Below are 20,770 nucleotides of genomic sequence, written 5' to 3'. Positions count from 1 at the left end.
AGACGCGCCCGGCGGCTCGCCGCCCGCCCCGGGGCGGGCGGCTCGGGATCCCGACCGCCGTTGTCCGGTCCGCCGCCGGCCCTCGTAGGCTGATCGGGTGGTCGCACCCCCCTTGGCGCCGGGTCAGCCCGCCGCCGACACGCCGCCTGCCCGCCGTCGTCGGGACGTGCGGGGCACGCTGCTGCGGATCGTGCTCGCCGCGGCCGGGGGTGGGCTGGTCTTCCTCAGCTTCCCGCCGCGCACCGCGTGGTGGCTGGCGCCGGTCGGGTTCGCGGTGCTCGGCATCCTGCTGCACGGCCGGCGGATGCGGGCCGGTTTCGGGTTCGGCGTGGTGTGGGGCCTGGGGTTCATGGCCCCGCTGCTGCGGTGGACCGGGGAGTTCGTCGGGCTGATCGCGTGGCTGCCGCTGGCGCTGCTCTGCGCGGTGCTGATCGGCGTCGGCACGGCGTTGATGGCCCGGGTGTCGACGCTGCGGGGCGCGCCGCTGTGGATGGCGTTGCTGTGGGTGGGCGACGAGCTGCTGCGCGGGGTGTTCCCGTTCGGCGGGTTCCCGTGGGGCAAGATCGCGTTCGGGCAGCCGGAGGGCTGGTACCTGCCGCTGGCCTCGCTCGGCGGTGCTCCGCTGGTCGGGTTCGCGGTGGCGTTGACCGGCTTCGGCCTGGCCCACCTCGGGCGTGGTTGGCGGCTCGCGCTGCCGCTGGCGCTGGTGCCGCTGGCGGGCGGGTTGGCGGCGCTGCCGCTCGTCGGCACGGCGCCGGACCAGGGCACGGTCGTGGTGGCCGCGATCCAGGGCAACGTGCCGCGCGCGGGGCTGGACTTCAACGCGCAGCGCCGCGCCGTGCTGGACAACCACGTGCGGCGGACGCTGCAACTGGCCGAGGACGTCGAGCAGGGCCGGGAGAGGCAGCCGGACCTGGTGATCTGGCCGGAGAACTCCTCCGACATCGACCCGTTCCGCAACGCCGACGCCGCCGCCCAGATCGACCGGGCCGCCGCGGCGATCGACGCGCCGATCGCGGTCGGCGCGGTCGTGGTCGACAAGTCCGACAACCTGCCGCGCAACACCGTGGTGCTGTGGGAGCCGGGCAGGGGCCCGACCGACACCTACACCAAGCGGCAGCTCCAGCCGTTCGGCGAGACGATGCCCTACCGGTCGTTCTTCCGGATCTTCAGCAAGACCGTGGACCGGGCCGGGGTGTTCCAGCCGGGGACCGACCCGGAGGGGTTCGCCATGGGGCCCGCGAAGGTGGCCATCGACACCTGTTACGAGGTGGCGTTCGACGGTGTGGTGCGCGACTCGGTCACGGCGGGCGCGAACATCATCGCCATCCCGACCAACAACGCCACCTTCGGTTTCACCGAGATGACCTACCAGCAGCTCGCGATGTCCCGGGTGCGGGCCGTGGAGCACGGCAAAGCGGTGGTCGTGTCGGCCACCAGCGGGGTGAGCGCGATCGTGCGGCCGGACGGGTCGGTGACCCGGCGGAGCGGCATGTTCGAGCCCGACGCGCTGGTCGCGGAGCTGCCGCTGCGCGGGGAGGCTACGCTTGCCACCCGACTCGGCGCATGGCCCGAGTGGGTGATGACCGCGCTGGGCCTGGTGGCCGTGGCGTTCGGCTTGACAGTGACACGACGAGGATCGCGTCCGACCCCTGGTGCGGGTGTCGGCGAGGAGGAAACGGATGGCGGACCAGCAGGCGCAGCCTGACCGCGAGCTCGGGCCGGTGCTGGTGGTGATCCCGACCTACAACGAGCGGGACAACATCGGGAAGATCGTGAAGCGGCTGCACGCGGCGCTGCCGAAGGTGCACTGCCTCGTGGTCGACGACGGCAGCCCGGACGGGACGGGACGGCTGGCCGACGAGATGGCCGCCGCGGACGACCGGGTGCACGTGCTGCACCGCACGGAGAAGGCCGGGCTGGGCGCCGCGTACATCGCGGGCTTCGGCTGGGGCATGGAGCGCGGCTACGACGTGCTGGTGGAGATGGACGCGGACGGCTCGCACGCGCCCGAGGACCTGCCCCGGATGCTCGACGCCCTGGGCGGCGCGGACCTGGTGATCGGCTCGCGGTACGTGCCGGGCGGCAGCGTGGTGAACTGGCCGAAGAAGCGGGAGGTCCTGTCCCGCGGGGCGAACCTGTACTCGCGGTTGGCGCTGGGCGCGAAGGTGAAGGACATCACGGCGGGCTACCGCGCCTACCGGACCGACGTGCTGCGCCACCTGAAGCTGCACAACGTGGCGTCGGCGGGGTACTGCTTCCAGATCGACCTGGCGTGGCGGACGATCGAACTGGGCTACCGGGTCGTGGAGGTGCCGATCACGTTCACCGAGCGTGAGATCGGCGTGTCGAAGATGAGCGGCGACATCGTGCGGGAGGCGCTGGTGCGGGTCACGAAGTGGGGCCTGCGCCGCCGCTACACGCAGGTGCGGGACCTGATCGCGCCCAAGGCGAAGGCGGGCTCCAGCAGGTAGCGGGGCCGCTCACGGAGCGTGCGAAAGGGGGCCTGCCGGTGTCGGCAGGCCCCCTTCCCACGTCTCGGGTCGGTCAGGCGGTGCGGGTCCGCCTGCCCTTCAGCTCTTCCAGCCGCTCGTCCAGGAGCTCCTCCAGCTCCGGGATGGTGCGCCGCTCCAGGAGCATGTCCCAGTGCGTGCGCGGCGGCTTGACCTTCTTCGTCTCCGGCTCGGCGCCGTCGATGATCTTCGACTCCTGTCCGTGGAGTCGACACTCCCAGGTGTGGGGGATCTCGGCGTCGTCGGAGAACGGAACCTCGAAGTCGTGGCCCTTGGGGCAGGCGTACCGCACCGACCGGCGCGGGGCGAGGTCGTGATTGCGGTCGGTCTCGTAGCTGACTGCTCCGAGCCGGCTACCCCGTAGAACGCGGTCGGCCATGGCGGTGTCCTTTCGCTCGGCTCAGGGCCGGGGCCCAGGCTTGTTGCTCACCGAGTGCAACGATCGGACTGCTCCGTTCGTTCCCGGCTTAACGGTCATGGTCGCCCACAGTGACGTCTTTCACCCGTCAACGAAGGCTTCCTCCTAAGGGATGCAATCGCGGCTGGATCGTGACGCGTTATCAAGCTGTCGGGCTACTTCATCACACGGATGGAGCAGTACCGGCAGAAAGTGTGCGGCTGCGACAGCTTAGACCGAACACGTAGGGCGATGTTAAGGCGGGTTTAACGCGGCAGTAGTGACGGCTGTCATCCTTACGGTTACGCAAAGTTATTTTGGTGTCCTACAGCACAGCCGCCACGCTGCGTGTCGACCCGAGCGTGCTCCGTGGCGGCCGACACCTGGGATCACCCGTACGGCGCGCACCCAAACGTTGGTCCCTCAACTTTATTCCCACAATGATTTCAGTGTGGACTTAAAGATCACCTTCAGCGAGTCGGTCCAGGAAGACGCGCTGTGCGGTCACGAGCTTCACCGCGGCCTCGGCGAGGGGCACCCAGGCGACCCGGTCGACCTCGGGGTATTCGCGGAGGTTGCCGGAGCCCTTGGGCCATTCGAGCTGGAAGGTGCCGGGCACGACCTGCTCGGGGTCCAGGTCGCCTTCCAGCGCCCAGACGTGGACGGTCTTGCCGCCGGACTGCCGCACGTCGCCGAGGGGGAGCAGCTCGCCGTCCGGGACGGGCAGGCCGAGTTCCTCGGCGAACTCGCGGCGGGCGGTGGCCTCCAGGGGCTCGTCGCCGTCGGGCTCGCCTTTGGGGATGGACCAGGCACCCGCGTCCTTGCGCGTCCAGAACGGGCCGCCCATGTGGCCGATGAGCACTTCGAGGCCGTCCTCGGCGCGTCGGTACAGCAGGATGCCCGCGCTGATCTTCCCTGTCACGGGGGACAGTGTGGCGGGTGCCGGCGTGCCCGATGGAGCCACCCTGCGGCGGGGGCTGCCGTCCGTGCGGCGGCTGCTATTCGGTGAGGCTGAGCTGGCGGCCCTGGACCGTGTCGGGCCCGAGATCCCCGGTGCGGAAGTGCCTGCGGCACAGGACCTGGTAGCGGACCTCGTCCGCGTTGTCGATCGTGTCGGCCACCAGGACCGTGTCGCCGGCGCGGACGATGTCGCCGTCGTGGACACGGGCGTTGAAGCGGCCGGGGAGGCCGCACCAGCAGAGGACTTCGACCTGGATGGCGTTGAGGTCGTCGGCGAGTTCGAACAGGCGGCGGGAGCCGGGGAACAGGGTGCTGCGGAAGTCGGTGGCCAGGCCGAAGCAGTAGACGTCGAGTTGGGCGTCATCGGCGAGTTCGGCGAGTTGGTCGACCTGGGCGGGGGAGAGGAACTGGGCTTCGTCCACGATGAGGTAGTCGACGCGGGTGCCCCGGGCCCAGTGCCGGCGGACGAGGTCGCAGAGGTCCATGTCCTCGTGGACTTCCAGGGCGTGGCGGGCGAGGCCCATGCGGCTGGAGATGGCGGGTGTGCCGGAGCGGTCGTGGCGGACCAGCAGGAGGCCGCTGCGGCCTTGGCGGGCCTGGTTGTGGTCGATCTGCAGGGCGAGGGTGGATTTGCCGCAGTCCATGGGGCCGAAGAAGAACCGGAGCCTGCCGGTGGGGGTGACGCCTCGGCGTGCGCCGGCGGCGGGCACGGAGGAGAGGGCGTCGGTCGGGTCGGTGCGGGGGTTCGTCGGCTCCACGGCGGGCCACCTTAGTGCGGTGTCTCAGCCAGGCGGGACAGCAGTTGGTTCCCAGTAGTGTCAATACCTTCAGTGTCACCCGAAAGAGTACATTTCACGCCCGGTCCCGACCTGACAGCGGTCCCCACAAAACTCCACGACCACAGCTCTGGACCGCTTCGACGCTCGTGTAGACTAGATATACCGCTTTGCGATATAACCTGCGGTGTGAGGGGTATGTCGGAGCAGGCGTTCCTGGTGCTCACGGCGCTGGCCGAGGAGCCGTTGCACGGGTACGCGATCGTCCAGTCGGTGGAGTCGCTGTCGGAGGGCCGGGTGTCGCTGCGGGTGGGCACGTTGTACGGCGTGCTGGACCGGTTGGTGGCGGAGGGTCTGGCGGAGCGGGACCGCGAGGAGGTGCACCAGGGTCGGCTGCGCCGGTATTACCGGCTGACCGATGCCGGGGTGCGGGCGTTGTCGGCGGAGGTGGCGCGGTTGTCGGCGAACGTGCGGGCGGCGTCGTCGGTGTTGCGGGCGAGGGAGGCGCGGTGAGTTCGAAGCTGGAACGCCGTTACCGGGTGCTGTTGCGGCTGTTGCCGGCCTGGTACCGGGAGGAGCGGGAGGAGGAGATGGTGGGGATCTTCCTCGCGGGTCGCCCGGGTGACCTGGATGCCGAGTACGGCTGGCCGGGGTGGGGTGAGGCGTGGGCGACGCTGGGGTTGGCGGTGCGGGTGCGGTTCCGGGCGCGCAGCCGCGCGGGGGACGTGACGCGGCTGGTGGCGTTGGCGGGCCTGGTGGGGCATGTGGTGTTGATCGGGCAGGGGACCGCGGCGGCGCTGCGGTTCGGCGGGGTGTGGGCGGTGTGGTTCGACGCGTTGGTGGTGGCGGCGTTCCTGGGGTTGGCGACGGGCCGGCGGGTGGCGGCGCGGGTCGCGGTGTCGGGGGTGGCGCTGTTCGGGTTGGCGGCCGTGGCGGTGGGGCCGGTGTGGTGGCTGGTGGTGATGCAGGTGCCGACGTGGGTGACGGCGGTGGCGGTGGTGTTGGGGTTCCACCGGGAGGCTCCGCCGGTGGCGCGGGCGCGGTGGTTGGGGGCTGCGGCCGTGGGTGCGGTGGCGGGTGTGGTGTGGGGGTTGGTGGCGCCGTTGTCGCTGACGGAGTTCGCCGGGGCGTGGGTGGTCGCCGCTGTCGTGGTGGTGGCGTTCCGGCCGTGGGTGGGTGTGCGGGCGACGGTGGCGTGATCCGGTGGGTGCCGCCGCGGTGTGGTCGCCGCGGCGGCACCGGGGTCAGACCTTGGCGGGGAGCGGGTTGCCGGAGGCGGCGATGGCCTTGCGGATCGGCACGAAGATCATCAGCACGAAGCCGACGACGAAGAACACCACCAGGGAGATGATGGCGAGCCGGAACGAGCCGGTGGCCTGGCCGACGCCCGCGAACACCAGCGGGCCGAGCCAGGAGGTGGAGCGTTCGCCGACTTCGTAGAGGGAGAAGTACTGCGCTTCCCGGCCGGGCGGGATCATCTGGGAGAACAGCGACCGGGACAGGGCGTTGGTGCCGCCCAGGACGAGGCCGATGCCGACCGCGAGGGCGTAGAACTGGAACTGCCGGCCGGCCTGCACGAAGAACGCCGCGCCGATGACGAGGATCCACACCAGCAGGCTGACCATGATGGTGCGTTTCGCGCCCCAGTGCCTGGCCAGCCGTCCGTGCAGGACGGCGCCGCCGAAGGCGACGAACTGCACGATCAGGATGGTGGCGATGAGCACCGTCTCGTCGAGTTTCAGTTCGTCGCGGCCGTACTGGGCGGAGACGTTGGCGACGGTGGCGATGCCGTCGGTGTAGATGAGGTAGGTGCCCAGGAACGCCAGGGTGAGAGGGAACAGGCGGGCCTGGCGGATGGTCTGGCGCAGTTCGCGGAAGCCGCCGGTGATGACCGACGCGCCGGTTTCGCCGCCGTGGGGTTCCTGGTGGCGTTTGAGGCGGGCGAGCGGGATGAGGGTGAAGCCCGCCCACCACAGGCCGGACAGGACGAAGCCGACGCGGACGGCGGCGCCTTCGCTCAGGCCGATCGCGTCGTGGCCGATGAACAGGCCGAGTTGCACGGCCAGGGCGAGGCCGCCGCCGAGGTAGCCGAACGCCCAGCCGCGGGAGGACACCGCGTCGCGTTCGTCGGGGGTGGCGATCTCGGGCAGGAACGCGTAGTAGACGACGACGGACGCGCCGTAGCAGATGTTGCCGAGGATGAACAGGGCGACGCCGAGGTGCCAGTCGGAGCCGCCGACGAGGGCGAGGGCGGTGGTGGCGGCGGCGCCGGTGAAGGCCAGGCCGCCGAGCATGCGCCGCTTGTTCTGGGTGCGGTCGGCGATGGCGCCCATCACGGGCAGCACGACGACCTGGACGACGGTGGCGATGGACAGCAGGTAGCCCCACAGGGAGCCGGCGGGGAAGTAGGCGCCGAACAGCGAGATGTCGCACTGCTGCAGCGAGCTGGTGGCGCAGGCGTCGGGTCCGTTGCGGGCGATGTCCTCGCGGGCGGCTTCCTTGGCCACCGCGGTGAGGTAGCCGGAGAGGAACACCGTGACCACGGAGGTGGGGAACACCTGGTTCGCCCAGTCGTACCAGGTCCATCCGCGTTGTTCCCGCTTGCGGTCGATCGCGGGTGCTGGGCTGTCGGCCACGCTCATGGAGGCGGACTGTACTTCCCCGTCCGCGGGTGCGTGGTGATCACCGCCAAGCTGTTGCCATTCAGCCGCCGGCCCAGGCCGCGCGGGACTTGAGGACGTCGCGCAGCACGTCGGGCCGGTCGCTGACCAGGCCGTCGACGCCCAGGTCGAGCAGGGTTTCCATCTGTTGCCGGTCGTCGATGGTCCACACGTGCACTTCGAGGCCGCGGCGGTGGGCGGCGCGCACGAAACGGCGGTCGACGACCACCAGGCGGCCTTGGGTGGCGGGCACCTGGGCGATGCGGCCGGCGACCGGCAGGCCGAGCGGCGGCACCCGGCCGGAGGCCCACAGGGCGCCTGCCGAGCGGGGCCCCATGGAGGTCAGCAGGTCGGGTCCGCCGAGTCTGCGCAGCCGGGTGAGGCGTTTTTCGGAGAACGACGCGAGGCACACCCGGTGCAGGGAGCCGGTGCGGCGCAGCAGGTCGATCACGGGGACGACCGCGCCGTCGGCCTTGACGTCGATGTTGACCAGCGCGTCGGGCAGTTCCTCCAGCAGGTCGGCGAGCCGGGCGATGGGTTCCCGGCCGCCGACGTTGGCCCGGCTGACCGCGGACCAGGGTTGGGCGGCGACCGGGCCGGTGCGGTCGGTGGTGCGGTCCAGGATGTCGTCGTGGTGCACGACGACGACGCCGTCGGAGGTGGCGTGCACGTCGGTTTCCAGGTAGCGGAAACCCTCTTCGGCGGCGCGGCGGAAGGAGGCCAGCGAGTTCTCCATGCCCGCGAGGTCGTCGAGGTGCCATCCGCGGTGGGCGAACGCCCTGGGGTGCGGGCCGGACAGGTACGGGTGGTTCGCGGTCACGTCGTGGAGTCTGCCTTGGCGGCGTGGCGTTGGGGTGACCGGTGGGTAGCGGGATACCGTCGCGCGCCATGGAGCTGGTGACCGAGGCCGTCGCGTCGCGTCGGGAGGAGGCCAGGCATTGCGCCTGGTGTGGCCGTCGGCTGCCCGACAGCGGCCGGATCGGGCGGCCACGCCGCTACTGCGCCCAGCCGTGCCGGCAGCGGGCGTACGAGCGGCGGGCGGCGGTGCAGCGCGGCGGGCTGCCGGAGGACGCGGTGGTGCTGTCGGCGGGTGAGCTGGCCGACCTGCAGGACCGGTTGTTCCAGTTGCGGTGCGCGGCGGAGGACGTGGCGACGGCGGCGGCGGACGGGGCGGCCCGGTCGGAGCTGCGGCGGCTGGCCGACGAGCTGGTGGACACGGCGCGTGGTCTGGAACGCCTGCGCTGACCACTGCGCCGACCACTGCGCCGGGTTCGGCTCTGCGTTCGGCTCTGCGTCGACCGATGCGCTGACCGCGGCGGTCGTCGGCTTGCCCCTCGTGCGCGGACTCGACCATCATTGCGCGCGGGGTGGCGAGGAGGGCGCGTGGACGACAACGGCGCGTTGCACCGGCAGGTGCTCGACCGGGTCGATGTCGGTTTCGGTGTGACGGATGCGCGGGGCACGCTGCGCTGGGTGAATCCCGCGATGGCGGAGATCCTGGGTGTCGCGGTGGACCGGGTCGCGGGGCGGTCGCTGCCCGCGCTGCTGCCGGGTGTCCCGGAGCGGCCCCGGTCGGGGTTGGCGCTGCTGGCGCCGAGCGCCTACCGCGAGGGCCACCGGTGGTTGGAGGTGGCCTGCCGGCCGTTGGGCTCCGGCGAGGAGCTGCTGTACCGGGTGGTGGACGTGACGGCGTGGCGGGACCGGGAGCTGGAGGCCACGCACGAGGCGGACGCGTTGCGCCGTGCCCAGGTGATGGGGCGGATGGGCACCTGGGAGTGGCACATCACCGAGGACCGGGTGGTGTGGTCGGACACGCTGCTGGAGATGTTCGGGTTCCCGCCGGGCACGCTGCTGGACTTCGACGGCTATACCGCGCTGGTGCACCCCGACGACCTGTCGATGATCCAGGCGACGCTGGAGGAGGCGATGCGGTCGGGCGCGGGGTTCGCCTACACGCACCGCATGATGCTGGCCGACCGCCGCACGGAACGCTGGTTCGAGTGCTTCGGGGAGATCGTCACCGCGGAGGACGGCACGCCGCTGCGGGCGTTGGGCACCGCGCACGACATCACCCGCGCGCGGCGGGTGCACGACGAGCTGTTGGCGTTGGCCGAGCAGGACCCGCTGACGGGGTTGGCGAACCGGCGGGCGGTGACGCGGGAGCTGGAGCGGCAGCTCGGCTCGGGCGGGTCGGGCGCGTTGCTGCTGCTGGACCTGGACAACTTCAAGGACGTCAACGACCTGCGCGGCCACGCGGTCGGCGACCGGCTGATGAAGACCCTCGCCGGGGCGCTGCGGTCGCGGTTGTCGGGGTCGCAGTTGATCGGGCGGCTGGGCGGTGACGAGTTCGCGGTGGTCCTGCCCGGCTGCTCGTCGGCGGAGGCGGCGCTGGTCGCGGACGGGCTGCGGGACGCGGTGGCGGCGTTGCCGCTGGTGGCGGCGTCGGCGCACGTGACGGTGAGCACCGGGGTGGCGGAGTTCGGTGCGGGTGACACGTGGGAGCTGGTGCTGGCGAACGCCGACCTGGCGCTGTACGCGTCGAAGGCGGCGGGCCGCAACCGGGTCACCGTGTACGAGCCGGGCCACTACGCGGACACGGCGAAGCGGGTGTCGGTGATGGACCGGCTGCGGGCGGCGCTGGACGGCGGCGGGCTGGCGCTGCACGCGATGCCCATGGTGCAACTGGCGTCGGGGGCGACGCTGGGGCACGAGCTGCTGCTGCGCCTGGAGGACGGGCAGCACCCGTACCTGGGTCCGGCGGAGTTCCTGCCCGAGGCCGAGCGTTCCGACCTGGTGCTCGACATCGACCGGTGGGTGCTGTCCACCGCGATCGACACCCTGGTGCGGCACCCGGACCGGGAGCTGCGGTTCAACGTCAACGTCTCCGGCCGGACCCTGGAGGACGAGGACTTCGGCGGGTTCGTGCTGGACCGGCTGGCCACGGCGGGTGTCGTGCCGGGGCGGCTCGGCCTGGAGATCACCGAGACGGCGGCGGTGACGAACCTGGACGCGGCGCGGGCGCTGGCGTTGCAGCTCCGCGGGTTCGGCTGCCGGATCGTGCTGGACGACTTCGGCTCCGGCTTCGGGTCGTTCGTGCACCTCAAGCACCTGCCGATCACCGGCATCAAGATCGACGGGGAGTTCGTGCGCGGTATCGACGAGCGGTCCACCGACGCGGTGCTGGTGGCCGGGATCGTGGAGATCGCCCGCGGCCTGGGCCTGTCGGCGGTCGCGGAGTGGGTGGAGCGGCCCGCGCAGGTGGAGACCCTGACCAGGCTGGGCGTGCGGGTGGGGCAGGGGTTCCACCTGGGCCGCCCGGTGCCGCTCGGGCACATCCTGTCGGGTGAGCCGGTGGGTCCGAACGGAGCATTGTCCCCACCGCGTGCCGGTGCGGAGGATGGGGCGCGTTCCTGATCTCCACCCGCCTGGTCCCTACCCGCCTCTTGTTCGCCAGCCGCTGTCGCCCGCCGAGGGGAATCCGACCCGTGTCCGGTCCTTCCGCCAGTCCCGCGCGCGGTGTGCGTCGCATCGAGCTGGCCACCGCCGATCCCGAGCCGATCGCCGACTTCTACGCCCACCTGCTGGGCTGGGTGGTCCTCGCCGAGCCCGACGGCGCGTTCACCGGCTGGGTCGGCGACCGCCTCGCGGCCCGCGTCCACCCCGGCGAGGACGGGTACCGGGTGGTGTTCGCCGGTGCCGGCCCGCGAGGGCTGCGCGCGGGGGCGTCGGTCGACCAGGGGCGCGTGCTGCACGGCCCGTGGGCGCCCGGACCACGCGCGGGGGAGCCGTGCTGGGTGGAGTTCACGGGCGCCGCCGACGACGGCTACTGGACCGGTGAGCTGGGCTGGGAGGCCCGCACCCCCGACGAGCGGTTCACCCTCTATGACACGCCCGGCGAGCAGCCCCGGGCCGTGGCGGGGCGGCTGGTGGGGGAGCGGCAGCGGTGGACGTGCTACTTCGCCGTGCCGGACACCGCGAAGACCGCCGCGCTGGCCGCCGAGACCGGCGGGGAGGTGCTGGTGCCGCCGACCGAGGTGCCCACCGGGCTGGTGGCGTCGATCGCCGACCCGGCGGGCGCGGTGTTCGCCGTGCTCCAGGACCCGCCCGGCTGGGGCGGCACCTGGTCCACCCAGCCGGCCGCGCCCTGACCGTGCCGCCCGCCCTGTCGGGACGCCGCCCTGTGATCGTCCGGGCGCATTCCGGGCAGGATCTTCGACAGGGGAATCTCCGACAAGGGATTCAGGGCCGCATCAGACGCGGGTCGGCACCGTTTCAGGTCGCGATGCGAGGGTCGGCGCCACGCCGGAGACATTCCGGAGCAACCCTCGGAGAAAGAGGAAGCGACATGAGATGTGCCGTACGCGCGATCGTATGCGGTCTCGCCGCGGTGCTCGCCGTCATCGCCGGAGCAGTCACGGCGCAAGCCGTACCGGCGGGTTACGCGATCACCACCAAGACGTGCGACGTCCCGAACGCCGGCACCGACGCCAATGTCGAGGCCCGGCTCGCCGGCGCCGGCGGCCTGACCGAATGGATCGTGCTCAACCACAGCGGAGACGACCGCGAGCAAGGACGATTCGACACGTATTCCAAAACCCTGCAGGACGTCGGTCCGGTCATCGCGATCGACCTGACATTCGACAACGCCGGCGACAGCCCGCACTGGTGCCTGGAGGAAGTCGTCATCACCGGGCCACACGGCACGACAACCCATCCGTTCCACAACTGGCTCACCACGAAAATCACCAAGAGCAACCCGCTCCGGCTCCTCACCGCCTGACCAGGACCGGATCAAGGACCGCTCGGCGTGGTCGCCCTTCATGTCCGGTGATCACGCCGAGCGTGTCCCTGCCCTTCCCGCAGGCCCTGATCGTCCTCAGGAACGCGCCGGACCGGTGTCGGCGGTGTCGAAAGCGGTGTCGTCGATGACCTTCGGCACCGACCGCAGCGCCCGGCCCGCGAACGCCGCCAACACCACCAGCAGACCCGCGCACACCCACAGCCCGGTCACCGCGCCGTCCACGTAGGCCTGCCGCGCCGCCACCACCAGCGGCCCCGCCACCTCCGCCGGCAGCGACGCCGCCGCGTGCAGCGTCGCGCCCAGCGAGTCGCCCGCCGCCGCGTCCACCCCGGCGGGCAGCACCACGTCACCCCGGTACACCGCCCCGAGCACGCTGCCCAGCACGGCGATCCCCAACGCACCGCCGATCTCGGTCGCGGTCTCCGAGATCGACGCCGCCGCACCCGCCCGCTCCCGCGGCACGGACGCCAGCACGGTGTCGTTGGTGACGGCGAACGCGAACCCCACCCCGGTGCCGTAGACGACCATCGCGGGCAGCATCGACCAGAACGACGCGTCCACCGCCAGCGTTGCGGCGAACAACGCGAACCCGGCCGCCGTCAGCCCCAGCCCGCACGCCACGACCGCCGCCCGGCCCCACCGCTGCACCAGCGCCCCCGCCAGGACACCGCCCACCGCGCCGAACACCCCGCCCGGCAGGCTCCCCAGCCCGGCCTGCAACGGCGTCCACCCCAACACCTGCTGCAGGTACTGCGCCAGGATCAGCGACAGCGACAGACTGGCGAACATCGCCACCAGCGTCGCGCCCACCGACGCCGAGAACGCGCGGGCCTTGAACAGCCGCACGTCGATCAACGGCTCGTCCAGCCCCGTCTGCCGCCGCGCGAACACCACCAGCACCACTACACCCACCACGGCCGCGGCGAGCACGTCGACCCGGCCGGCCCCGCTGTGCGCGGCCTCCTTGATCGCGTAGACCACCGCCACCACACCCACCACCGACAACACCACCGACAGCGGGTCCACCCGGCCGGGGCGGGGGTTGCGGGACTCCGGCAGCACCACCGCGCCCAGGCCCACGACCACCGCCACCACCGGCACGTTGACCAGGAACACCGAGCCCCACCAGAAGTGGTCCAGCAGCACACCCGCCACGACCGGCCCCACCGCGAACCCGGCCGCGCCCACCCCGCTCCACAGACCCACCGCCGCCGTGCGCTCCCGCGGGTCGGTGAACACGTTGCGGATGATCGACAGCGTCGACGGCATGATCGTCGCCCCCGCCACCCCCAGCAGCGCCCGCGCCGCGATCAGCAGCTCCGGCGTCGGCGCGTACGCCGTGGCCACCGACGCGACACCGAACGCCGCCGCACCCACCAGCAGCAGCCGCTTGCGGCCCCACCGGTCGCCCACGTTGCCCATCGTCACCAGCAGCCCCGCCAGCGCGAAGCCGTAGACGTCGGCGATCCACAGCACCTGCGTCGCCGACGGACCCAGGTCGGCGATCAGCGCGGGCACCGCCAGGTGCAGCACCGTCAGGTCGATCGCCAACACCAGCATCGCCAGGCACGCCAACACCAGGGTGCCCCATTTGGGGGTGTTCGTCCTCATGCGCGGCAGTGTCGGACCCACCGCGCACCGGTCACGCACAAAGCGCTGACAACACCCCGTCCCGACCCAGGCCCGCGCCCCGCGCCGCCTCCGCGTCGAACACCACGTCACCCAGCGCGGCCCGCGCCGCCCGCTCGGTCCCCAGCACGTCCGGGTCGACCACCGCCACCGTGCCGCGCAACCCGCGTGCCGCGCCCAGCAGCAGGGCCGTGCCCGCCGCGTCACCCGACGCCAGCGCCAGCCCGGCCCGCGCGTCCGCGACCCGCGCCACGATCATCGCGTTGCCCCACTCCACCGCCGACTCCAACGCCCACCCGAACGCCGCCCGCGCCCGCGCCGCGTCACCCTCGGCCAACGCGGTCCGCCCCACCGCGATGTGGATCAGCGACCGCGTCTCCTCCGGCCCGAACCAGCCCGTCGGGCACATCCGCAGCGCCTCCTCGCACCAGCGGCGCGCCCCCGCCAGGTCACCCCGGCGCCGGCACACCTCCGCCATGCCCAGCCGCACCTGCGCCAACGTCTCCACCGCGCCCTGCGACCGCGCCAACTCCGCCGCCCGCTCCAGATCCGCCCACGCCGAGTCGAACTCGCCCCGGTGGCACGCCCACTCCGCGCGCTGCGCCACCATGCCCGCCGTGTGCTCGGTCGCCCCGAACGCCGCCGACAACTCCAGCGCCTCGTCCAGGAACACCACCGCCCCGCCCAGGTCCCCGTCGGCCCGCGCCAGCTCCGCCAACTGCGCCAGCACCACCGACATGCCCCACCGCTCACCCAACGCCCGGAACCCCGCCAACGCCCCCAGGTGCGCCGTCCGCGCGTCGGGCAACCGGCCCGCGTACTGGTACTGCATCCCCAACCCCAGCAACGCCAACGCCTGCGACCACGGATCCGGCCCGATCAGGTTGCCCCGCGCCGTCAACGACGGGGCCGCCACGTCCGGCACCCCGTAGGCCATGCCCCACAGCATCGTCAGGAACGGCCGCGTCGGCGGACCCGCGAACTCCTCCGGCAGCTCGTGCTTCGCCGACGGCGCACCCGGCAACGGCTCCCGCGTCCCCGTCGACGTCGCGCCCAACGCGCACAACAGGTACTCCTCGGCGAACCCCTCCGGCGCCGCCGGCCCCACCGCCCGCACCACCTCGTCGGCCAACGCCGCGCCCTCCGTGCGCAACCCCAACACCCAGAAGTACCAGCCCAGCTCCGCCATCAGCCGCAACGCCAACCCGTGGTCGCCACCCGCCGCCCAGCGGACCGCCGCCTTGAAGTTCCCGTGCTCCGCCGACAACCGCCCCAGCCACACCAACTGCTCACCACGCAGCAGGTGCGGCGACGCCTCCTGCACCACCCGCAGGAACCACTCGGCGTGCGCCCGCCGGAACCGGTCCCGCTCACCCGCCTCCACCAGCCGCTCCGCGCAGAACGCCCGGATCGTGTCCAACATCCGGTACCGCTGCCCCGACACCTCCACCAGCGACTTGTCCACCAGCGACGGCAGCAGCTCGTCCGTGCCCGGCACCCCGCACACCGCCGCCGCCGACTCCAACGTCGTGCCGTCGGTGAACACCGTCAACCGCCGCGCCAACGCCCGCTCGTCGGCGTCCAGCAGATCCCAGCTCCACTCCACCACCGCGTGCAGCGTCCGATGCCGCGGAGCCGCCGCCCGCGACCCCCGCGACAACAACCGGAACCGGTCACCCAACCGCGCCGCCACCTCGGCCACCGGCAACGACCGCACCCGCGCCGCCGCCAACTCGATCGCCAACGGCATCCCGTCCAACGCCCGGCAGATCTCCACCACCGCCGGCCCCGACACCCCGTCCAGCACGAACGACGGGTTCACCGCCACCGCGCGATCGGCGAACAACCGCACCGCGGGGGAGTCCAGGTCGTCCACCGCCAGCGGAGGCACCGGCCGCACCGTCTCCCCGGTGACCCCCAACGCCTCCCGACTCGTCGCCAACACCCGCAACCCCGGACACGCCGACAACAACGCACCCGCCAACACCGCCGCGTCCTCCACGACGTGCTCGCAGTTGTCCAACACCAACAACACCGGCCGGTCCGCCAACGCCGCCACCAGCCGCTCCACCGGCGACGACCCCACCCGGACCCGGTCCTCCCGCAACCCCAACACCGTCAACACCGCCTGCGGCACATCCGCGCCCGCACCCAACGGCGCCAGGTCGACGAAGAACACATCACCCGGGTCCAACGCGGCGACCTCCACCGCCAACCGCGTCTTCCCCGCCCCGCCCGGCCCCAACAACGTCACCAGCCGGGACACCGACAACGCCGCGCCGACCAGCCGCACCTCCTCGGCACGACCCACGAAACTCGTCAACTGGGCGGGCAGCACGTGCCGACCGGGCGACCGCTCACCCCGCACCACCTCCAGGTGCGCGGCGGCCAACGCGGGGGAGGGGTCCGACCCCAACTCCTCGGCCAACACCAGCCGCGTCCGCTCGAACAACGCCAACGCCTCCGCCTGCCGCCCCTCCCGGTGCAGACCGCGCATCAACCGGGCGACCAGCCGCTCCCGCAACGGGAACTCGGCCACCAACTCCCGCAACACACCCACCGACACCACGTCGTGGTCCTCCACCGCCCGCAGCCGCAGCTCCTCCCACCGCGCGGCCACCACCCCGGCGAACGGTGCGTCACCCACATCCCGCAACGCCGGCCCACGCCACAACGCCAACGCGTCCCCGGGCAACCCCCGCGCCACCAGGTCCTCGAACAGCAACGCGTCGACCTCGGACCGGTCCACCACCAACCGGTACCCGGCCGCGGACCGCTCGACCTCGACGTCCAACAACGCCCGCAACCGCGACACCTGCGACTGCACCGCGTTGGCCACCCCCACCGGCGGCGAAGACCCGTACAAGGCGTCGACCAGGCGATCCACCCCCACCACCCGGCCGGCATCCACCAACAACACCGCCAACAACGCCCTCAGCCGCGGCCCACCGACCGGAACCTCCGCCCCGTCGGCCCGCCGCACCACCATCGGACCCAGCACACCGAACCTCACGCGGCAGGATTGTTCCCCACCGAGCACCGGACCAGGCCCGATTCCCAAGAACGAAGAACACCAACCTATCCCCGCCGAGGCCCGTCAGGCGCGGCCCGCGCCAGGATCTCGTCCACCACGGAATCCTTCGCGTCCGCGTAGTCCTGCACGGACGCCCACTCCCGAGCCGCCAACCCCCGCTTCACCGACTCGTACAACACCCGATCCGCGTCATGGCCCCGCAACCAGTCCCGGAACGTCACCATCCGGATGATCTCGGGATCACCGACCGTGTGCACATGCAGGTTGACATCCGTGTCCGGCCCCTTGAACAACCGGTGCTCGTGCCACCGCGGCTCACGCAGCCGCAACACATACCCCGCGGCCTCCAACGCCGGCACGTACGACGGCTCGTCCGCGGAATCCGCCACCACCAGCAGCACGTCCACGATCGGCTTCGCCGCCAACCCCGGCACCGACGTCGAGCCCACGTGCTCCAACGCCACCACCGCACCACCCAGCGCCGCCCGGACCCGCGCCGCCTCCCGCGAGAACAACCCCGGCCACGCCGGGTCGTACTCCACCAACCTCACCCGACCCGACCTCGCCGGCCGCTCCCCGGACAACCCACGTGGACCGGGCGAAGCACCCGAAGCCTCCATGACCACCCCTCCGATAGGCAGTCGGCCAGGATAAGCCGGTCACCCCGGCAACGGCGAGGCGTTTTCCACCGCGAACAGGTCACCCACCCGACCCACCCGCTCCCGCACCTCGTCCGCCACGAACACCAGGTCCTCCGGCACCCGGCACGCCGCCACCTCGTCCCACGTCACCGGAGTCGACACCGACGGCAACGACCGCGCCCGCAACGAATACGGCGCCACCGTCGTCTTCGCCGGGTTGTTCTGCGACCAGTCGATCAGCACCTTCCCCGTGCGCTGCGCCTTCGCCATCGACCACACCACCTCGCCCGGCGACTCCCGCGCCAACCGCTGCGCCAACCCCTTCGCATACGCCGACGGCCGATCGGGGGACGACACCCGCACCGCCGCGTACACCTGCAGCCCCTTCGACCCGCTCGTCTTCACCACCGGCGACAACCCGTCCGCGACCAACACCGCCCGCAACCGCTCCGCCACCCGACAGCACTCCACCACCGTCGCCGGCGCACCCGGATCCAGGTCGAACACCACCAGGTCGGGGGAGTGCCGCGCACCCCGCGCCCCCACCCCCCACTGCGGGACGTGCAACTCCAACGCCGCCAGGTTCGCCAGCCACACCAACGTCGCCAGCTCGTCCACCACCACGAACTCCGCGAACTCCGCGCCCCGCGACGACCCCGGCGTGTCGATCCGCACCGTCCGCACCCACTCCGGCGCGTGCGACGGCACGTTCTTCTCGAAGAACGACTGCCCCTCCACCCCGTTCGGGAACCGCCGCACCGTCATCGGCCGACCCGCCACGTGGGGCAGCAGCACCGGCGCGATCCGCGTGTAGTAGTCGATCACCTCCGCCTTGGTGAACCCCACCTCCGGGTACAGCACCTTCTCCAGGTTCGTCAGCTTCAACCGCCGCTCGCCGACCCGCACCACCGTCCCGTCACCCAAGCCGCCGCACCTCCCCGGGCGACTTGTCCGGCCGCAACCCCCGCCACGTCGGAAACCGCAACCGCCCGTCCGCCGTCCACTGCCGGTACACCACCTCGCCCACCAACTCCGGACGCACCCACCGCGCACCCCGCGCCCGCTCCCGCGGCACCTCCGACACGAACGGCGACCGCGACGTCTCCAACGCCCGCAACCGCTCCGTCAACCCCCGCAACTCCGCCTCGCCGAACCCCGTGCCCACCGACCCCACGAACCCCAGACCACCCCCGTCCGGAATCCCCAACAACAACGACCCCACCACCCCCGCCCGCCTGCCCCCGCCCGGCCGCCACCCCCCGATCACCACCTCCTGCGCCACCACCTCGGTGATCTTCAACCACCACGGCGACCGCACCCCCGGCGTGTACCGGGAATCCAGCCGCTTCGCCACCACCCCCTCCAACCCCTGCTCCCGACTCGCCGCCAACACCTCCGCCCCCGCACCCGGATACGCCCGCGGCGTCACCCAATGCGGCCCCGCGATCCCCAACCCCTCCAACAGCTCACGCCGCCGCGAATACGGCAACCCCAACGTCGACGACCCGTCCAGGTGCAACACGTCGAACACCAGGAACGTCACCGGCGACCGGGCCGCCAACCGCCGCGCCTGCGCCCCACCCGCGTGCATCCGCTGCTGCAACGCCCCGAAACTCGGCCGCCCACCCGACAACGCCACGATCTCCCCGTCCAACAACACCTGGGTCGACCCCAACGCCTCACCCAACCCCTGCAACTCCGGATACGTCGCCGTCACGTCATTGCCCGCCCGCGACACCAACCGCACCCGACCGCCCTCCACCCGGGCCACCGCCCGCACCCCGTCCCACTTGAACTCGAACGCGAACTCCCCACCCCGCTCCGGCAACACCGACGACGCCGTCGCCAACATCGGCGCCACCGACTCCGGCAACGGCACCCAGTCCGGCCGCACCGCCTCGTGCCGCCGCCGCACCATCCAGTCCTTGCCGCCCCCGTCCCCACCCCCCGAACCCGACGCCGCCCGCCGGAAGAACACGAACTCGCCCTCCACCCGAGACCCGTGCAGCACCACGTCCACCTCGCGGTCACTCCACTTCACCGTCTCGTACCGCCCCCGATCCCAGATGAACATCTCACCCGCGCCGTACTCGCCCTTCGGGATCACACCCTCGAACGACGCGTACTCGACCGGATGATCCTCGGTGCGCACCGCCAACCGGATCGTCCCCGGCTCCGCGGGCAACCCCTTCGGCACCGCCCACGACACCAACACCCCACCCCGCTCCAACCGCACATCCCAGTGCAGCCGCGACGCGTGGTGCTCCTGGATCACGAACGTGTCGTCATCACCACGGGGGAGCGCGTCACCCACAGGCACCGGCTCCGGCGTCCGCCCCGCATCCCGCTTCCGCCGGTACTCCGAAAGATCCCCGCCCATCCACGCCCCCCACCCACTCGGGCAGCCCACCACCCGGACACCCGACGACTCAGGCAGGCTTCGCCTTCTTCTTCGCCGGCGCCTTCTCCGCAGCCTTGTCGGCGCCCTTCTCCGACGCCTTCCCACCCGACTTCGCCGCGGACCCGGAACGCGACGCGGGCTTCTTCGCCGGCTTCCGCTCACCCCGCGACGACCGGGCCTGCTCCACACTCCGCTCCAACGCCGTCATCAGATCGATCACCTCGCCGGACTCCTCCGCCTCCGGCTGCTCCGGCAGCTCCGCACCCTCCGCCTTCGCCTCGATCAACCTCTGCATCGCCACGGTGTACTCGTCGGTGAACTCGTCGGGATCGAACGACCCCGCCATGCTCTCCACCAACGACGACGCCATCTTCAACTCCTGCGGACGGACCTCGATGTCACCGTCCAGGAAGTCGAACTCCGGCTTGCGCACCTCGTCCGGCCACAACATCGTGTGCATCACCAACAGGTCCTCACGGGCCCGCAACATCGCCAACGTCTCCCGCTGCCGGATGGTGATCTTCACGACCGCCAACTGACCCGACTTCTCCAACGCCGTCCGCAACAACACGTACGGCCGGGCCGCCGCCTTGTCCGGCTCCAGGTAGTACGACTTCTGGAAGTAGATCGGATCGATCTCCTCCGCCGGCACGAACTCCAACACGTCGATCGCGTGATCGGTGTTGATCGGCAACTTCTCCAGGTCCTCGGCGTCCACCACCACCATCCGACCGTCGTCCAGCTCATAGCCCTTGGCGATGTCGGCGAACGCCACCTCCTCACCGCACACCTGACACACCCGCTTGTACCGGATGCGCCCCCCGTCCTCCCGGTGCACCTGATGGAACCGGAAATCGTGCTCCTCCGTGGCCGTATACAACCGGACACCGATCGTGACCAGCCCGAAGGAGATCGCCCCGCGCCACACGGACCTCATTCCACGTGAGTACCCGTCGAC

General features: G+C 71.9%; 19 protein-coding genes. 8 read left to right on the top strand and 11 right to left on the bottom strand.

Annotated elements, in window-relative coordinates; all coding sequences use genetic code 11:
- Positions 1 to 97 precede the first annotated feature (97 nt).
- The gene (gene lnt, locus ACQPZF_RS21165) at positions 98 to 1,708 is read left to right on the top strand and encodes an apolipoprotein N-acyltransferase (protein WP_433274227.1); all 1,611 of its coding nucleotides are present in this window, start codon (positions 98 to 100) and stop codon (positions 1,706 to 1,708) included.
- Positions 1,683 to 2,474: a polyprenol monophosphomannose synthase gene (locus ACQPZF_RS21160; RefSeq protein ID WP_433274225.1), complete on the top strand. Its 792-nt coding sequence runs from the start codon at positions 1,683 to 1,685 to the stop codon at positions 2,472 to 2,474. Before lnt ends, ACQPZF_RS21160 begins: the two co-directional genes overlap by 26 nt.
- Positions 2,475 to 2,547: 73 nt before the next feature.
- Here ACQPZF_RS21160 and ACQPZF_RS21155 read toward each other — a convergent pair whose 3' ends face one another.
- The 3 genes from ACQPZF_RS21155 to ACQPZF_RS21145 form a co-directional block, all read right to left on the bottom strand.
- The gene (locus ACQPZF_RS21155) at positions 2,548 to 2,892 is read right to left on the bottom strand and encodes an RNA polymerase-binding protein RbpA (RefSeq protein WP_433274223.1); all 345 of its coding nucleotides are present in this window, start codon (positions 2,890 to 2,892) and stop codon (positions 2,548 to 2,550) included.
- A 475-nt stretch (positions 2,893 to 3,367) separates the two neighbouring features.
- Entirely contained in the window at positions 3,368 to 3,832 is a 465-nt protein-coding gene (locus tag ACQPZF_RS21150) for an NUDIX domain-containing protein (RefSeq protein WP_433274222.1), read from the bottom strand.
- Between the two features lie 76 nt (positions 3,833 to 3,908).
- The gene (locus tag ACQPZF_RS21145; protein WP_433274220.1) at positions 3,909 to 4,628 is read right to left on the bottom strand and encodes a thymidine kinase; all 720 of its coding nucleotides are present in this window, start codon (positions 4,626 to 4,628) and stop codon (positions 3,909 to 3,911) included.
- 216 nt (positions 4,629 to 4,844) lie between these two features.
- On the opposite strand from ACQPZF_RS21145, the gene ACQPZF_RS21140 reads away from it, so the two are divergent.
- Both ACQPZF_RS21140 and ACQPZF_RS21135 read left to right on the top strand, forming a co-directional pair.
- Positions 4,845 to 5,159, top strand: coding sequence for a PadR family transcriptional regulator (locus tag ACQPZF_RS21140; RefSeq protein WP_433274640.1), 315 nt, complete (start codon positions 4,845 to 4,847; stop codon positions 5,157 to 5,159).
- Entirely contained in the window at positions 5,156 to 5,845 is a 690-nt protein-coding gene (locus ACQPZF_RS21135; RefSeq protein ID WP_433274218.1) for a hypothetical protein, read from the top strand. Before ACQPZF_RS21140 ends, ACQPZF_RS21135 begins: the two co-directional genes overlap by 4 nt.
- A 45-nt stretch (positions 5,846 to 5,890) precedes the next feature.
- Here ACQPZF_RS21135 and ACQPZF_RS21130 read toward each other — a convergent pair whose 3' ends face one another.
- Positions 5,891 to 7,288 carry an MFS transporter gene (locus tag ACQPZF_RS21130; RefSeq protein ID WP_433274216.1) on the bottom strand — a complete coding sequence of 466 codons (1,398 nt, stop codon included), beginning with the start codon at positions 7,286 to 7,288 and terminating at the stop codon, positions 5,891 to 5,893.
- Positions 7,289 to 7,349: 61 nt separating this feature from the next.
- Positions 7,350 to 8,126, bottom strand: a complete 777-nt coding sequence (locus ACQPZF_RS21125) for a glycerophosphodiester phosphodiesterase (protein WP_433274214.1) — start codon at positions 8,124 to 8,126, stop codon at positions 7,350 to 7,352.
- A gap of 68 nt (positions 8,127 to 8,194) precedes the next feature.
- On the opposite strand from ACQPZF_RS21125, the gene ACQPZF_RS21120 reads away from it, so the two are divergent.
- The 4 genes from ACQPZF_RS21120 (at position 8,195) to ACQPZF_RS21105 (ending at position 12,086) form a co-directional block, all read left to right on the top strand.
- The gene (locus tag ACQPZF_RS21120) at positions 8,195 to 8,551 is read left to right on the top strand and encodes a hypothetical protein (protein WP_433274212.1); all 357 of its coding nucleotides are present in this window, start codon (positions 8,195 to 8,197) and stop codon (positions 8,549 to 8,551) included.
- 138 nt (positions 8,552 to 8,689) lie between these two features.
- A complete protein-coding gene (locus tag ACQPZF_RS21115) occupies positions 8,690 to 10,720 on the top strand; it encodes a putative bifunctional diguanylate cyclase/phosphodiesterase (RefSeq protein ID WP_433274210.1) in 2,031 nt (676 codons plus the stop codon).
- 71 nt (positions 10,721 to 10,791) lie between these two features.
- Positions 10,792 to 11,454 (top strand): VOC family protein, encoded by a 663-nt coding sequence (locus ACQPZF_RS21110; RefSeq protein ID WP_433274208.1) that lies wholly within the window; start codon positions 10,792 to 10,794, stop codon positions 11,452 to 11,454.
- A gap of 239 nt (positions 11,455 to 11,693) precedes the next feature.
- Complete coding sequence (locus tag ACQPZF_RS21105; RefSeq protein WP_433274206.1) at positions 11,694 to 12,086, top strand: PLAT/LH2 domain-containing protein; 393 nt, start codon at positions 11,694 to 11,696, stop codon at positions 12,084 to 12,086.
- Between the two features lie 96 nt (positions 12,087 to 12,182).
- Here ACQPZF_RS21105 and ACQPZF_RS21100 read toward each other — a convergent pair whose 3' ends face one another.
- The 6 genes from ACQPZF_RS21100 to ACQPZF_RS21075 all read right to left on the bottom strand — a co-directional run bounded on the left by ACQPZF_RS21100 (position 12,183) and on the right by ACQPZF_RS21075 (position 20,749).
- Entirely contained in the window at positions 12,183 to 13,718 is a 1,536-nt protein-coding gene (locus tag ACQPZF_RS21100) for a DHA2 family efflux MFS transporter permease subunit (protein WP_433274204.1), read from the bottom strand.
- 31 nt (positions 13,719 to 13,749) lie between these two features.
- Positions 13,750 to 16,749, bottom strand: a complete 3,000-nt coding sequence (locus ACQPZF_RS21095; protein ID WP_433274202.1) for a BTAD domain-containing putative transcriptional regulator — start codon at positions 16,747 to 16,749, stop codon at positions 13,750 to 13,752.
- Positions 16,750 to 16,814: 65 nt separating this feature from the next.
- Entirely contained in the window at positions 16,815 to 17,321 is a 507-nt protein-coding gene (locus tag ACQPZF_RS21090; protein WP_433274201.1) for a GrpB family protein, read from the bottom strand.
- A gap of 108 nt (positions 17,322 to 17,429) precedes the next feature.
- The gene (gene ligD / locus ACQPZF_RS21085; RefSeq protein WP_433274199.1) at positions 17,430 to 18,335 is read right to left on the bottom strand and encodes a non-homologous end-joining DNA ligase; all 906 of its coding nucleotides are present in this window, start codon (positions 18,333 to 18,335) and stop codon (positions 17,430 to 17,432) included.
- Positions 18,328 to 19,791, bottom strand: coding sequence for a non-homologous end-joining DNA ligase (gene ligD / locus ACQPZF_RS21080; protein WP_433274197.1), 1,464 nt, complete (start codon positions 19,789 to 19,791; stop codon positions 18,328 to 18,330). Before ligD (ACQPZF_RS21080) ends, ligD (ACQPZF_RS21085) begins: the two co-directional genes overlap by 8 nt.
- Positions 19,792 to 19,840: 49 nt before the next feature.
- A complete protein-coding gene (locus tag ACQPZF_RS21075; RefSeq protein WP_433274195.1) occupies positions 19,841 to 20,749 on the bottom strand; it encodes a Ku protein in 909 nt (302 codons plus the stop codon).
- Positions 20,750 to 20,770 lie beyond the last annotated feature (21 nt).

It is taken from the genome of Actinosynnema sp. CS-041913 (genome assembly GCF_050942485.1).
In the GTDB taxonomy this organism is placed as follows: domain Bacteria; phylum Actinomycetota; class Actinomycetes; order Mycobacteriales; family Pseudonocardiaceae; genus Actinosynnema.
Note: the sequence above shows the minus strand (reverse complement) of the source record. Positions and strands in the feature narration are given on the sequence as shown.

Bases quoted from the DNA above. Each gene is read 5' to 3' on its own strand.
- ACQPZF_RS21075 (WP_433274195.1), bottom strand. From the start codon at position 20,749: ATGAGGTCCGTGTGGCGCGGGGCGATCTCCTTCGGGCTGGTCACGATC.
- ACQPZF_RS21100 (WP_433274204.1), bottom strand. From the start codon at position 13,718: ATGAGGACGAACACCCCCAAATGGGGCACCCTGGTGTTGGCGTGCCTG.
- ACQPZF_RS21155 (WP_433274223.1), bottom strand. From the start codon at position 2,892: ATGGCCGACCGCGTTCTACGGGGTAGCCGGCTCGGAGCAGTCAGCTAC.
- ACQPZF_RS21120 (WP_433274212.1), top strand. From the start codon at position 8,195: ATGGAGCTGGTGACCGAGGCCGTCGCGTCGCGTCGGGAGGAGGCCAGG.
- ACQPZF_RS21160 (WP_433274225.1), top strand. From the start codon at position 1,683: ATGGCGGACCAGCAGGCGCAGCCTGACCGCGAGCTCGGGCCGGTGCTG.
- ACQPZF_RS21140 (WP_433274640.1), top strand. From the start codon at position 4,845: ATGTCGGAGCAGGCGTTCCTGGTGCTCACGGCGCTGGCCGAGGAGCCG.
- ligD (WP_433274197.1), bottom strand. From the start codon at position 19,791: ATGGGCGGGGATCTTTCGGAGTACCGGCGGAAGCGGGATGCGGGGCGG.
- ACQPZF_RS21130 (WP_433274216.1), bottom strand. From the start codon at position 7,288: ATGAGCGTGGCCGACAGCCCAGCACCCGCGATCGACCGCAAGCGGGAA.